Consider the following 13,611-nt stretch of genomic DNA (forward strand, 5'->3'; position numbering starts at 1 on the left):
AGGTTTTTCGGTCTCATCGCAAGTCCTGAAGGAAAAGCATGTCATTCAAGAAGTCCGCATCGTTCGCGATGCTCGCTGCACTCGCCGCCGTGTCGTTCTCGGCGCAAGCCAAGGAAATCACGCAGATCCGTTTCGCCGTCGACCCGTCCTATCCGCCGTTCGAATCCAAGCAGGCCGACGGCAAGCTCGCCGGTTTCGATATCGATCTCGGCAATGCGCTGTGCGCGCAGATGAAGGTCAAGTGCGTGTGGGTCGAAAACAATTTCGACGGCATGATTCCCGGCCTGAAGGCCCGCAAGTTCGACGCCGTGCTGTCCGACATGGGCATCACCGACGAGCGTCTGAAACAGATCGATTTCACCGATCCGCTCTACGACACGCACGCGCAACTCGTCGCGCGCGCGGGTTCCGGCATCCTGCCGACGCCGCAGTCATTGAAGGGCAAGCGCGTGGGCGTCGAGCAGGGCACGGTGCAGGAACGTTACGCGAAGGTGAAGTGGGAGCCGCAGGGCGTGACCGTCGTGCCTTACGGCGATCAGGAGCAGGTCGAGGCCGATCTCGTCGCGGGCCGTATCGACGCGATGTTCACCGACGCCGCGCAAGCCGCCATCGGCTTTCTGAAGAAGCCGCAGGGCAAGCCGTTCGCGCTCGTCGGCACGATCGTCGAGGATAAGGCGATCATCGGTCCGGGCACGGCCATCGGTCTGCGCAAGGGCGACGCCGATCTGCGCAACGGCCTGAACAACGCGTTCGTCGAGATCAAGGAGAACGGCACGTTCAAGCGCATCATGGCGAAATACTTCGAGACGGATATTTCGATCCAGTAAGCGCCGTCTGACGTCTTCGACCGGAAAGGCATCGTTCGCGATGCCTTTTCCTTTTTCTCTTCGCTTTCGACGCGAGACACACCGAAAATGCAGGTTCATCACCATCCGCTCGCCGGGGCGTCGCTCGGCACCGGGCGCGCGATCACGAGCTATGGCTTCGGCCCGCAGGACGGCGATGCATCGTCCAAGGTCTACATCCAGGCGTCGCTGCACGCGGACGAATTGCCTGGCATGGTCGTCGCGTGGTATCTGAAGCGGCGCTTCGCCGAGCTTGAAGCGGCCGGGAAGCTGAACGCGCGTATCGTGCTCCTGCCGGTCGCGAATCCGGCGGGATTGAATCAGCACTGGTTCGGCGCGCAGATGGGCCGCTTCGACATGCGCTCGGGGCAGGACTTCAACCGGCGCTTTCCCGAGTTCGGGCCGGAACTGGCGCTCGAACTCGAGCACCATCTGACGAGCGATGCCGCGCAGAACGCGCGAATCATCCGGGCCGCGCTGCGCGAGCATCTGGCGGGGCTGAAAGCGGCAACTGAACTGGAATCGCAACGCATTGAGCTGATGAAGCTGGCGTGCGACGCGAATCTCGTCATCGATCTGCATTGCGACTGGGAAGCCGTCGCGCATCTCTACACGACGCCCGGCGCGTGGCCCGCGATCGAGCCGCTCGCGCGCTATCTCGGCAGCGAGGCGCAATTGCTCGCGGATGTGTCGGGCGGCGAGCCGTTCGACGAGGCGTGCACCGCGGCATGGCGCTATCTGCGCGGCGCGCTCGCGGACCGTTTTCCGATTCCGATGGGCACGCAATCCGTCACGCTCGAACTGCGCGGCGTGCGCGACGTGTCGCACGAGATGGCCGCGCGCGATGCGCAGGCGATCGTCGATTACCTGACGCACACCGGCGCGATCGCGGGCGACGCGCCGGAGCCGCCGCCGCTGCGCAATCCCGCTACGCCGCTCGCCGGCTGCGAATACGTGCAGGCGCCGCTATCGGGCGTGATTCTGCATCGGCGGGAAATCGGCGAGCGGATTCGCGCGGGCGATGTCATCGCCGACGTGCTCGATCCGCTCGACGACCGGCTCGTGCCGCTCGTCGCCCAGACCGATGGCGTGCTGTACGCGCGCCACTGGACGCGTTTCGCGACGGCCGGAATGCTGGTCGCGCGCATCGCGGGCGAGGATGCGGCGCGGCAGGGCGACCTGCTCGTGCCCTAGTGCGCGCGGCGGCGGGTACCATAGCCTTCGGCCGACCTTACGTCATGGAGAACAAGAAACATGCTGAAGAACATCGATCCGCTGCTCAACGCCGACATCCTGCACGCCCTCTGCGCGATGGGCCACGGCGACGAAGTCGTGATCTGCGACGCCAACTTTCCCGCTGATTCCGTCGCGCGCCAGACCGTGCTCGGCCGCGTGCTGCGCCTCGACGGCGTGAATTCGCCGCGCGCGGTGCAAGCGGTGCTGTCGGTGTTGCCGCTCGATACGTTCGTCGATCATCCTGCGCAGCGCATGGAAGTCGTCGGCGATGCGGCCGCGCTGCCCGCCGTGCAACGCGAAGCCCAGCAAGCGGTCGATGCCGCCGAAGGGCGCGCGTTGCCGTTCGCATCGGTCGAGCGTTTCGCGTTTTACGAGCGCGCGAAGACTGCATACTGCGTGATCGCGACCGGCGAATCGCGGGGATACGGCTGCTTCATTTTCAAGAAGGGCGTGCAACTGGCCCCGGACGCGCCTGCGCAAAAATGACCGACGACCTAGGGAATACCCTGTTGCTTTTTTGAAAACGTGTTGCGGTGCAGCGAGAAAGGCGTATAGTTAGGGTTATTCCCTAGCTACTTTCCCTGAGAGACGCACATGAAAACCTCCGCTCAACAATCCCTGGTCGTTTCGTTCGGTTCCTGGCTGCGTGCAGCAAAGGCTGCGGTGGGTCGTGAGTGGAACCGTGCGCTTCAACTGCATCTGCAAAACTGCGAGATTCTTGTCGAATCGTATCGCCGCAAGTAAGCAGCGCGAGACAGAATCCCGGTCAGAGCATCATCGACAACGCCCCGGAAGCGTCAGGCTTCCGGGGCGTTGTCGCTTCTGCGCGCCCAAAACATCGGCGAGCGGCTTGACATGCAACCAAATGGTTGCATAATGCGTTCATGGATGACGATTCGGTTTTTCGTGCGCTCGCCGACGCAAGCCGCAGGCAACTGCTCGACCGTCTGCGCGAAGCGAACGGCCAGACGCTCGGCGAGCTATGCGACGGCTTGCGCATGACGCGGCAGGCGGTGTCGAAGCATCTTGCGATACTCGAAGACGCGAATCTCGTGTCGACGCAGCGCCACGGCCGCGAGAAGCGTCATTTCCTCAATCCGGTGCCGATCCACGAGATCGCGCAGCGCTGGATCAGCAAGTTCGAGCGTCCGCGCCTGGACGCTTTGTCCGACCTGAAACGCACGCTTGAAGGAGACGATCATGAGTAGCGACACGTTCGTGTATGTCACGTATATCCGCACGGCGCCGGGAAAGCTGTGGGAAGCGCTGACGACGCCGGAATTCGTCAGGCAATACTGGTTCGGCATGCATCAGGAATCCGACTGGAAAGCGGGTTCCGCGTGGAAGATGCTTTTCTCCGACGGACGCGTCGCGGATGCGGGCGAAGTGCTCGAAGCCGAGCCGGGCAAGCGCCTCGTGCTGAAATGGCGCAACGAGTTTCGCGAAGACCTGAAGGACGCGGGCTGGTCGCGCTGCACTTACGAGATCGAAGCGCTCGGCGAAGCGGTCAAGCTCACCGTCACGCATGTGAGCGAGAGCAAGCCGTTCATCGAGGCCGTGTCGGGCGGATGGCCGAAGATTCTGTCGAATCTCAAGTCGTTGCTGGAGACGGGTTCGGTCGCGCTCGTCACGAAGTAACGCGACGATGAAAAACGGCGCGCTGTCCTTGGCAGGCAGCGCGCCGTTTCGTTTTACGCGATACGACCGTCGATCAGATCGCCCAGCCGCCGAGATAGAACACGGCGAGCACGACCGCGATCGCCACCGTGCCGACATTCAGCTTGCGCCATTCGCCCGCCACGATGCGGCCGATCACGAGCGTCGAGAAGCCGAGCATGATGCCCGTCACGATATTCGCCGACAGCACGATATACACCGCGCATACGAGGCCGGACATCGTGTCGACGGTATCTTCGAAATGCAGCTTGCTCACGTTGCCGAGCATCAGCAGGCCGACGTACATCAGCGCGGGCGCCGTTGCGTAGGAAGGCACGAGCGCGGCGAGCGGCGAGAGGAACATCACGACGAGGAACAGCACGCCGACGACGCTTGCCGCGAGGCCCGTCTTCGCGCCCGCCGCCACGCCCACCGACGATTCGATATACGCCGCAGCCGGCGCGCCGCCGAAGCAGGCCGAGAAGATCGAGCTGAGCGAATCGGCGGTCAGCGCGCGGCCGCCGTTGACGATGCGCCCGTTCTTGTCGATCTGGCCGGCTTGTCCGGCGACGGCGCGGATCGTGCCGGTCGCGTCGAACACGGCGGTCATCACCAGGGCGAGCACGCTAGGCAGCACGGCCATCGAGAGCGCGCCCTTGATGTCCATCGCGCCGATCAGCGAAGCATGACCCGGCGCCGACAACGCCGGCAATGCGAACACGCCGTGAAAGCGCACGGACGGATCGAAGATCAAACCGATTGCCGACAGACCGACCACGACGAGCAGGATGCCGCCCGGCACGCGCCGGCGCTCCAGGCCGAAGATCGCGGCGAGGCCCGCCACCGACATCAGCACCGGGAAAGCCGTGATATGCCCGAGCGACACCGGCATGCCAGGCGCGGGATTCTTGATGATGAGGCCGACATCGTTCGATGCGATCAGCAGCAGGAACAAGCCGATGCCGATGCCCGTGCCGTGCGCGACGCCCGTCGGCAGATTGCGCAGGATCCACGAGCGCACGCCGGTGACGGAGATCGCGGTGAACACGACGCCCATCAGGAACACGGCGCCGAGCGCGATGGCCGGCGTCAGTCCCTTGCCGAGCACGAGGCCGAAGGCGGTGAACGCCGTCAACGAAATTGCGCAGCCGATTGCGATCGGCAGGCGCGCCCACACGCCCATCAGCAGGGAGCCGAACGCGGTGGTGAGACACACGGCGACGAACACCGCGCTCGTGTCGAAGCCTGCCTTGCCGAGCATGCCCGGCACGACGAACACGGAGTAGACCATCGCGAGGAAGGTCGTGACGCCCGCCACGATTTCGCGTTTTTCCGTGCTGCCGGTTTTCGAAATGCCGAAATAGCGATCGAGAAAGCCGCCGCCGGCGGTCTGAACCGTTTCCTCTCGTTCTGTGGGGGTGATGTCGATGTCGCCAAGCTGCTGGGCGGAGGATTCCAACATGAGCTGCTCCTTTATCAGCACGCTGAAACGGAACACCGTGCGCCGCGCATCCTGCACGCCGGGCACTGCGGGTCCATCGTCAGGGTCGTCTCGTCTGTAGTTCTGGATGATTGCCGAGTGACGGGCTCTCATGGCTGCACTCGGTCAGGACAGAGACTAGGGGAACAGAACGCGGGGTCCAATCCCATGAAAAACATGCCGCTCATGCCGAGCGGCTTATATGCCGCGAATCCCGCGCGGGGCGGGGCTCTCGCATGAGCGAAAAAAGGCCGGACTAGGGGAAACGCCTAGTCCGGTTCGGGCCGCTATTTTACTCGCTCGCCGTTGTGCGGCGCATTACTCGATCACGCGCGACACGCCGCGTCCGCGCGGATCGGACATCGGTTCGGGCTTGTCGCCGTCGATGCGGATCACCTGGATGTCGCCGTTGAAGCCCTGCATCGTGAATTTGTAGCCCTTGTCCTCGAGCTGCTTCACGACATCAGGCTCGAGCTGATGAAACGGCTCCTGGAAGATCGTGTTCGGCGGCAGCAACTGATGATGGAAGCGCGTCGCGCCGACGGCCTCGGGCAGCGTCATGTTGAAGTCGTACACGTTCGTGATGACCTGGAAGATCGACGTGAAGATGCGCGAGCCGCCCGGCGTGCCGATCACCATCGCGACCTTGTCGTCCTTCGTGAGGATGGTCGGCGTCATCGACGAAAGCGGACGCTTTTTCGGCGCGATGGCGTTCGCATCGCTGCCGACGACGCCGAACATGTTCGGCACGCCCGGCTTCGACGCGAAGTCGTCCATTTCGTCGTTGAGCACGATGCCCGTGCCTTCCGCGATCACGCCCGAGCCGAAGTAGCCATTGATCGTGTACGTGTTCGACACCGCGTTGCCCCACTTGTCGACGACGGAGAAGTGCGTGGTTTCCGCCTTCTCGGGCATCGACGTGCCGAGTCCCGGCTGCACGCTCTTCGTGTCCGAAGGCGTATCCGGATTGACTTCCTGCGCGCGCTTCAGGATGTAGTCGTCGTTGGTGAGCTGCGCGACCGGCACCTTGTAGAAGTCCGGATCGCCGAGATACTGCGCGCGATCCGCGAACACGCGTTTCTCGATTTCGGACACGAGATGGATGTACTGCGCGGAATCGAGCGGCACGTCCTGGAACTTGTCCTTGAGGTCGGCCTTCATCTTCAGCAACTGCACGAGGCCGACGCCGCCCGAGCTCGGCGGCGGCGCGGTGATTACGCGATAGCCGTTCCAGCTCGCCGTGATCGGCTGACGCCATACCGCCTTGTAGTCCTTCAGATCGCGCGTGGTGATGAGGCCGTGGCCTTCCATCGATTTGGCGATGAGCTGGGCCGTTTCGCCTTCGTAGAAGCCTTTCGCGCCCTTGTCGGAGATGCGCTGAAGGGTCTTCGCGAGATCAGGCTGCTTGAACACCTGACCCGCCTTCATGCCGCCGAAGTACAGGTCGAAGTTGGTCTTGCCGGCGAAGTCCTTCGCCGCGTTGTCGCGCCGCTGGATCAGTTGATCGTCGACTTCGAAGCCGTCGTTCGCGTACTTGATGGCCGGCGCGAGCACCTGCTTCCACTTCAGCTTGCCGAAGCGCTTCTGCGCTTCCCACATGCCTTCGACCGTGCCCGGCACGCCCACCGCGCGATGCCCGTAAAGGCTCATGCCCTTGATGACTTCGCCCTTGTCGTCGAGATACATGTTGCGCGTGGCGGAAAGCGGCGCGCGCTCACGATAGTCGAGGAAGTACGGACGATGATCCACGTACAGCGTCATGAAGCCGCCGCCGCCGATATTGCCCGCTTCCGGATACGTGACCGCGAGCGTGAAGGCGATCGCGACGGCCGCATCGACGGCATTGCCGCCTTGCTTGAATATCTGTTCCGCGGTGTCGGCGGCGTATTTGTCGGCGACCGCCACGGCCGATGCGGTGAGGACCGCGGGCTGATTGTCGGCGGTTTTTGCGTAAGCCGGCGCTGTCTCGACGAATCCCGCCGTCATGAGCGCCGATGCGAGCACGGCGCCGAGTGCGACGGACCGGATGCGCGGTTCTTTTTTCAAAAGCATCTCCTGCATTCTCCTTTATTGCGTCTCACAAAATATCTACGCTTATATACCACGTCTCGCGCGACGATCACGGCATCAGCTGGCCGCCGTTCACGTCGATGATCTGGCCCGTCACGTAGCGCGACATCGCCTCCGATGCGAGATAGAGGAACGCGCCGCTGCAATCGTCGGGCTCGCCGATATAACCCATCGGAATCATTTTGCGGAACGATTCGAGCTGCTCGGGCGACGTGAAACGCTCCTGAAACGGCGTCTGGATGACGCCGGGTGCGACCGCGTTCACCCGTATGCGATCCGGCATCAGTTCCTTCGCCATGCCTTTGGTGATGGTGCTGACGAAGCCTTTCGACGCAGCGTAGAGCAGCGCGCCCGGGCCGCCGCCGTTGCGCGCCGCCACCGATGTCACGTTGATGATCGAGCCGCCGCCGCCGTCCTTCAGCGACGGCAGCGCCGCGCGCGTGAACGCGACGACCGAGCGTGCGTTGATATGCATGATCTCGTCGAAGAGCTCGTCGCTCGCGGAGGCGATCGGTTCGCGCCGCACGAGGCTGCCCGCGTTGTTGATGAGCACGTCGATCTTGCCGAAGGCTTCGACGGTCTGCGCGACGGCGGCGTCGATGGCCTTCGAATCGCGCACGTCGGCGCCGACCGTGATCGCCGTGACGCCGAGCGCGCGCACGTCCTTCGCGACTTCTTCGGCCTTGTCTTTCGAGCTGTTGTAGTGCACCGCGACGTTGGCGCCATATAGCGCGAACGCTCGCGCCGCCGCCGCGCCGATGCCAGTGCTCGCGCCGGTGATAAGGATCGATTTGCCTTTCAGATCGTGCATGAATGCTCCGTTTGGATAGGGTTTGAAGCGAGCGCAACAAACGAGAGTATGAAACGAAGCGCGAAACCGTGTACGGCGGCGATGCCGGAACGGGCACCATCCACGGCGCGCGCGTGTCGAAAGAGGCGCGGGCAGGGCGCTCGCACCCTCACCAGGAGACAGACATGGCTTCGCAAGTCGATCCGATTCCGCATGACCGTCGCGGCGTGATTCCGTACATGGCGGTGGCGGGCTGCGCCAGCGCCATCGAGTTCTATACGAAAGTGTTCGGCGCGACCGAAACGTTCAGGATCGAGCAGCCGGACGGGCGTATCGGTCACGCGGAGTTGTCGATCGGCGGAAACGTCGTCTATCTGTGCGACGAATTTCCCGATTACGGCACCATCGGCCCGCTTTCCGTGGGCGGCACGCCGGTGATGCTGCATCTCTACGTCACGGATGTCGATGCAGTCGCGCAACGCGCCGCCGACGAAGGCGCGACGATCCTGCGCCCCGTCGAAGATCAGTTCTATGGCGATCGCGGCGGGAAGCTGCGCGATCCTTTCGGACATGTGTGGTGGGTCGCGACGCACATCGAGGATGTGTCGGCCGAGCAGATGCGCGAGCGCGCGAAAAAGCTGTTCGGCGGTTGAGCCGCGCGTGCTGCGTCAGTCCGCGGTGAGCGGCGCGTCTTCGTCGGCTTCGAACGAATAATGCTCGACGACGCGCTTCACCGAACTCCGGAACGACGCGACGAGATCCGAGCGGATGCCGCTGCTCGGATACGACAGCACGTACTCGTATTCGATATCGGTCTCGAACGGCCGCACGACGACGCCGTGCGCGCGCCAGACCTTCGCCGCGAACGGCTCGACGATCGAGATGCCGAGCCCGCCTGCGACCATCGCGTAGCGGGTGTGCGCAGTATCGGTGAAGACGGTGTAGCGCGGCCGGTCTTCCGTCGATGAAATGAGCGTCTGCTCCGCCTCATACGGCTGGCGCGCATTCGGCAGCCAGCCGATGAGCCTTTCTCCGCGCAAGTCGGCCGGGCGCACGATCTTCTTTTTCGCGAGCTTGTGCGTGGCCGGCATCGCGCACGACGCGCGCGCCTTCAGCAGCGTTTCCACCTCGATGCCCGCGACAGCCGGAAACGCCAGACTCAACGCGACATCGGCCTTGTGGTTCTGGAGGTTCACCAGCACTTCGGGCACTTTCACGGAGTCGACCTTGATCGGCACGCCGGGATGACGCTCGGTGAAATCGGCGAGCACGGGCGGCAGGAGCGTCGTCGCGAGCACGGGCATGCAGGCGACCGTGAGACTGTCGGAGGCTTCCTCGCGGATCATCGCGGCGACCTGTTTCAGACGCTCCAGCCCGAGGAAGTTCTCTTCGACGGACTTGTAGAAACGCAAGCCGGCCGTCGTCGGATTCAGACGGCCGCCGATGCGGGAAAACAGGCTGAAGCCGAGATCGGCTTCGAGATCGGCGATCAGGCGGCTGATCGCGGGCTGGGTCACGTGAAGCTTTTTTGCTGCGCCGACACTGGTGCCGGTCATGATGAGGCTGCGAAATGCCTCGATCTGGCGGAAACGGATCATCTTTCGGACGGCTCTGGAGCGGCGGTTATACGGCGACGCAATCTTATAGGAAACAAGCACTTGCTGCCTTAGCCCTGTCGAGCCGCTGAAAGCCGCAAGTGCGTTTATCCAACGAATTGAACGAGTATTCGAAAAATTTAGTGACTATAAGCACATGTGAGTGGCATCCGTCTTATTGATGCGAAATACTCGCCGCCAGCCTGAAGCGAGAATGAAAGCGTCCACGTAAGCAATCCGCGCTCGGACCGAAGCGCCGACGCACAAAAGACGCAGCACGCCGACAGCATCAAGAAAGCTTTTCGTTAGATTTGCTCATTTCGGAGCCGGCTGTTTATCTCGAACGCGATAAACACGCCGATCCGTGAAGGACTACGAAGGTCTACAAGCAAAACGAAAGGCAACAACCGACAATCGAGACGAAGAGAAGGATTCCCCATGACGTTTTTTGCCGTCCACCACGCATCGATCCGACGCACGAAGCTCGCCGCCGCCGCGGCGCTGCTCGCTTTCTCCACACTGAACGCGACGGCCGCCCTCGTGCCTTCGGGCATCACGCTCGCCGCGAAGCAGGAACTCGTGCGCAATAACGGATCCGAAACCGAGACGCTGGACCCGGCGATGGTGGAATCCGTAGGTGCGTACAACCTCACGACCGATCTGTTCGAAAGCCTGACGGCCACAAACAACGATGGCGCCGTCGTGCCGGGCGTGGCCGAGAAGTGGGAGCAGAAGGACGCGACGACCTGGATTTTCCACTTGCGCAAGAACGCCCGCTGGTCCAACGGCGACGCCGTCACCGCAAACGATTTCGTCTACGGCATCCAGCGTTTCGTCGATCCGAAAACGGCGTCGTCGTATGCGAACGTTTTCGGCGTGTTCCTCGCGAACGGCAACGAAGTCGCCGCCGGCAAGAAGCCGGTCAGCACGCTCGGCGTGCGCGCGGTCGATGCGTCTACGGTCGAGATCAAGACATCCGGCCCGGTTCCGTTTCTGCCCGAACTGATGTCGAACCCGAACTTCGCGCCGGCGCATCGCGCGAGCGTCGAGAAGTTCGGGAAGGACTGGACGAAGCCCGGCAATCTCGTGAGCAACGGCCCGTTCCAGCTGAAGGACTGGCAGGTCAACAGCAAGATCGTGATGGTGAAGAACCCGAACTACTGGGACAAGGCGAACGTGCAGCTGACGCAGGTCACCTATCTGCCGGTGGAAGACGAGAACACGGACGTCAAGCTGTTTCAGTCCGGCGAAAACGACATGACGTACCAGATGCCGACCGGCACCTACGCCAAATACGTCAAGCAGTTCCCGGGCGATGCGCGCAATTCGCTGATTCTCGGCACGCGCTACTACAGCTTCAATAATCGCGATCCGCTGATGAAGGACGTGCGCGTGCGCAAGGCGCTTTCGATGGTCGTCGACCGCGATCTGCTCGCGCAGCGCGTCACCGCCGATGGTCAGGTCCCGCTTTACTCGGTGCTGCCGAAGGGCGTGGTCGGCGCGGACGTCACGACTTACGACTGGGCGTCGTGGCCGATGGCCAAGCGCGTAGAGGAAGCCAAGAAGCTGCTCGAGCAGGCGGGCGTGAAGCCCGGCACGAAGCTGCGTTTCGCGATGAACACGAGCGACTACAACAAGAAGATGGCCATTTTCGTGGCGTCGGAGTGGAAATCGAAGCTCGGCCTCGACACGCAGATCGAGTCGATGGAGTTCAAGGTGCTGCTCAAGAAGCGCCATGACGGCGACTACCAGATCGCCCGCAACGGCTGGGTCGCGGACTACAACGACGCGACCACGTTCCTGCAACTCGTCCAATGCGGCTCGAACCAGAACGACAACTTCAACTGCAATCCGAAGGCCGACGCGCTCGTCAAGGAAGCGAATCAGACCACGGATCAGGCGAAACGCGCTCAGTTGCAGACGCAGGCCGCGAAACTCGCGATGGACGACTATCCGATGCTGCCGCTGCTGCAATACGGCCTGCCGCGCCTCGTGAAGAGCTACGTCGGCGGCTATTCGCTGAAGAATCCGATGGACCGCTATCACAGCAAGGATCTCTACATCGTCAAGCACTGACATCGCAGGCTCTGCTGACCTAAGCGAAGGGGAACGCTCATGTGGTCTTATACGTTGCGGCGCGTGTTGCTCACGCTGCCGACGCTCCTGATCGTCGTGACGATCTGCTATCTGCTGTTGCACGCGACACCGGGCGGTCCGTTCGACGGCGAGCGCAAGATTCCGGCGGAAGTGCTTGCGAATCTGCAAGCGAAGTATCACCTCGACGAGCCGTTGTGGAAGCAGTATCTGCTCTATCTCGACGGCCTCCTGCACGGCGACCTCGGCGCGTCGTTCCGCTATGCCGACTGGAGCGTGAACGATCTCGTGCTGCGCGCGCTGCCGGTGTCGCTGACGATCGGCGGCGTGTCGATGCTGCTCGCCATCGTGATCGGCGTCGGGCTCGGCATCGCGGCGGCGCTGCGTCGCAACAGCATGGCGGATTACGTGCTCATGCTCGCCAGTAACGCGGGCAATGCGTTCCCGTCGTTCGTGCTCGGGCCAGTGCTGATCCTCGTGTTCGCCATCCTGCTGAAGTGGCTGCCCGCCGGCGGCTGGAACGACTTCCAGTTGCGTTACATGGCGTTGCCCATCGCGTTGCTCGTGATGATCAACGTCGCAACCGTCGGCCGCGTGACGCGCGCGAGCCTGATCGAAGTGCTGAACACGAACTACATCCGCACGGCTCGTGCAAAGGGCCTGCCGATGCGCACCATCGTGCTGCGCCATGCGCTCAAGCCGACGCTGATTCCGGTCGTATCGGTGATCGGGCCGCTCGCGATCTCGTCGATCACGGCGGCGGTCGTCACGGAATCGGTGTTCTCGCTGCCGGGCATCGGCAAGCTGATCGTGAACGGCGCGGCCAATCGCGATTACACGCTCGTGCTCGGACTCGTCGTGCTCGTCACGGTGGTGGCCGTGCTGCTCAACCTGCTGGTCGACCTCGCGTATGCGTGGCTCGATCCGAAGATCCGTTACTGAGAAGGCGCGCGATGAAATCTGCATCTCTTGCACCGATGCTCGAAAAAGCGGTCGCGGGCCGCAGCCCGTGGCAGGACGCGCGTGCGCGTTTCCTGCGCAACAAGGCGGCGGTCGTGAGTCTCGCGCTGCTCGTGCTGATCACGCTCGCGTGCATCATCGGGCCGTGGCTTCTGCCGAACGACTTCGAATCGACCGACTGGAACGCGACGAGCGTCGCGCCCACGCTCGCCAACTGGCATCTCTTCGGCACCGACGATACCGGCCGCGATCTGCTCGTACGCTGTCTGATCGGTGGCCGCGTGTCGCTGATGATCGGCGCGCTCGCCACGCTGACGTCGGTGACGCTCGGCATCGTGTGGGGCGCGATCGCGGGCTTCGTCGGCGGGCGCGTCGATAACGCGATGATGCGTATCGTCGACATGATGTACGCCATTCCGTATCTGCTCATCGCGATCCTGATGGTGACGCTGCTCGGCCGCGAGTTCTATCTCGTCGTCATCACCATCACGATCTTCTCGTGGATGGACATGGCGCGCGTCGTGCGCGGCCAGACGCTCTCGATCCGCTCGAAGGAATATGTCGAGGCGGCGCGTGCGATCGGCGTGCCGACGCGACGCATCATCGCGCGGCATGTGGTGCCGAATCTGCTCGGCATCGTCGCGATCTATACGACGGTCACCGTGCCCGGCGTGATTCTCACGGAATCGGTGCTGTCGTTCCTCGGACTCGGCGTGCAGGAACCGATGACGAGCTGGGGCGTGTTGATTCAGGACGGCGTCGGCGTGATGGAGGCGTCGCCGTGGATTCTGCTGTTCCCGGCGGCGCTGCTTTCGGTCACGCTTTACTGCATCAACTTTGTCGGCGACGGGCTGCGCGACGCGCTCGATCCGAAGGACAGGTGAG

At 63.0% G+C, this 13,611-nt stretch carries 14 protein-coding genes; 10 read left to right on the forward strand and 4 right to left on the reverse strand.

The window, feature by feature from the left end; genetic code table 11:
- The first annotated feature begins 38 nt into the window (after positions 1-38).
- The 6 genes from AWB76_RS19255 to AWB76_RS19275 all read left to right on the forward strand — a co-directional run bounded on the left by AWB76_RS19255 (position 39) and on the right by AWB76_RS19275 (position 3,719).
- Positions 39-827: an ABC transporter substrate-binding protein gene (locus tag AWB76_RS19255; protein ID WP_061161747.1), complete on the forward strand. Its 789-nt coding sequence runs from the start codon at positions 39-41 to the stop codon at positions 825-827.
- A gap of 87 nt (positions 828-914) precedes the next feature.
- Positions 915-2,039 (forward strand): succinylglutamate desuccinylase/aspartoacylase family protein, encoded by a 1,125-nt coding sequence (locus AWB76_RS19260; RefSeq protein ID WP_061161748.1) that lies wholly within the window; start codon positions 915-917, stop codon positions 2,037-2,039.
- 60 nt (positions 2,040-2,099) lie between these two features.
- Positions 2,100-2,567 (forward strand): RbsD/FucU family protein, encoded by a 468-nt coding sequence (locus tag AWB76_RS19265; protein ID WP_061161749.1) that lies wholly within the window; start codon positions 2,100-2,102, stop codon positions 2,565-2,567.
- 108 nt (positions 2,568-2,675) lie between these two features.
- On the forward strand, positions 2,676-2,825 hold the full coding sequence (locus AWB76_RS41000) for a hypothetical protein (RefSeq protein WP_157696164.1): 150 nt from the start codon (positions 2,676-2,678) through the stop codon (positions 2,823-2,825).
- A 140-nt stretch (positions 2,826-2,965) separates the two neighbouring features.
- Positions 2,966-3,289 carry an ArsR/SmtB family transcription factor gene (locus AWB76_RS19270; RefSeq protein ID WP_061161921.1) on the forward strand — a complete coding sequence of 108 codons (324 nt, stop codon included), beginning with the start codon at positions 2,966-2,968 and terminating at the stop codon, positions 3,287-3,289.
- Positions 3,282-3,719, forward strand: a complete 438-nt coding sequence (locus AWB76_RS19275; protein ID WP_061161750.1) for an SRPBCC family protein — start codon at positions 3,282-3,284, stop codon at positions 3,717-3,719. Before AWB76_RS19270 ends, AWB76_RS19275 begins: the two co-directional genes overlap by 8 nt.
- 73 nt (positions 3,720-3,792) lie before the next feature.
- Here AWB76_RS19275 and AWB76_RS19280 read toward each other — a convergent pair whose 3' ends face one another.
- The 3 genes from AWB76_RS19280 to AWB76_RS19290 form a co-directional block, all read right to left on the reverse strand.
- Positions 3,793-5,199, reverse strand: a complete 1,407-nt coding sequence (locus AWB76_RS19280) for an NCS2 family permease (RefSeq protein WP_061161922.1) — start codon at positions 5,197-5,199, stop codon at positions 3,793-3,795.
- A gap of 336 nt (positions 5,200-5,535) precedes the next feature.
- Positions 5,536-7,269, reverse strand: a complete 1,734-nt coding sequence (gene ggt, locus AWB76_RS19285) for a gamma-glutamyltransferase (protein WP_061161923.1) — start codon at positions 7,267-7,269, stop codon at positions 5,536-5,538.
- A 67-nt stretch (positions 7,270-7,336) separates the two neighbouring features.
- Positions 7,337-8,098, reverse strand: coding sequence for an SDR family NAD(P)-dependent oxidoreductase (locus tag AWB76_RS19290; protein WP_061161751.1), 762 nt, complete (start codon positions 8,096-8,098; stop codon positions 7,337-7,339).
- A gap of 164 nt (positions 8,099-8,262) precedes the next feature.
- Here AWB76_RS19290 and AWB76_RS19295 point away from each other — a divergent pair, with 164 nt between their 5' ends.
- Entirely contained in the window at positions 8,263-8,730 is a 468-nt protein-coding gene (locus AWB76_RS19295; protein WP_061161752.1) for a VOC family protein, read from the forward strand.
- Between the two features lie 15 nt (positions 8,731-8,745).
- On the opposite strand, the gene AWB76_RS19300 is transcribed toward AWB76_RS19295, so the two are convergent.
- A complete protein-coding gene (locus AWB76_RS19300) occupies positions 8,746-9,675 on the reverse strand; it encodes a LysR substrate-binding domain-containing protein (protein WP_061161753.1) in 930 nt (309 codons plus the stop codon).
- A 435-nt stretch (positions 9,676-10,110) separates the two neighbouring features.
- Here AWB76_RS19300 and AWB76_RS19305 point away from each other — a divergent pair, with 435 nt between their 5' ends.
- From AWB76_RS19305 to AWB76_RS19315, 3 genes are read left to right on the forward strand one after another with little or no spacing between them, the layout of a single operon-like run.
- A complete protein-coding gene (locus AWB76_RS19305; RefSeq protein ID WP_063936363.1) occupies positions 10,111-11,748 on the forward strand; it encodes a peptide ABC transporter substrate-binding protein in 1,638 nt (545 codons plus the stop codon).
- Between the two features lie 39 nt (positions 11,749-11,787).
- Positions 11,788-12,708 carry an oligopeptide ABC transporter permease OppB gene (gene oppB / locus AWB76_RS19310; protein ID WP_061161754.1) on the forward strand — a complete coding sequence of 307 codons (921 nt, stop codon included), beginning with the start codon at positions 11,788-11,790 and terminating at the stop codon, positions 12,706-12,708.
- Positions 12,709-12,719: 11 nt separating this feature from the next.
- Positions 12,720-13,610, forward strand: a complete 891-nt coding sequence (locus AWB76_RS19315; protein ID WP_061161755.1) for an ABC transporter permease — start codon at positions 12,720-12,722, stop codon at positions 13,608-13,610.
- Position 13,611 lies beyond the last annotated feature (1 nt).

Origin of the sequence: Caballeronia temeraria, from assembly GCF_001544795.2 — a bacterium.
Lineage (GTDB): Bacteria > Pseudomonadota > Gammaproteobacteria > Burkholderiales > Burkholderiaceae > Caballeronia > Caballeronia temeraria.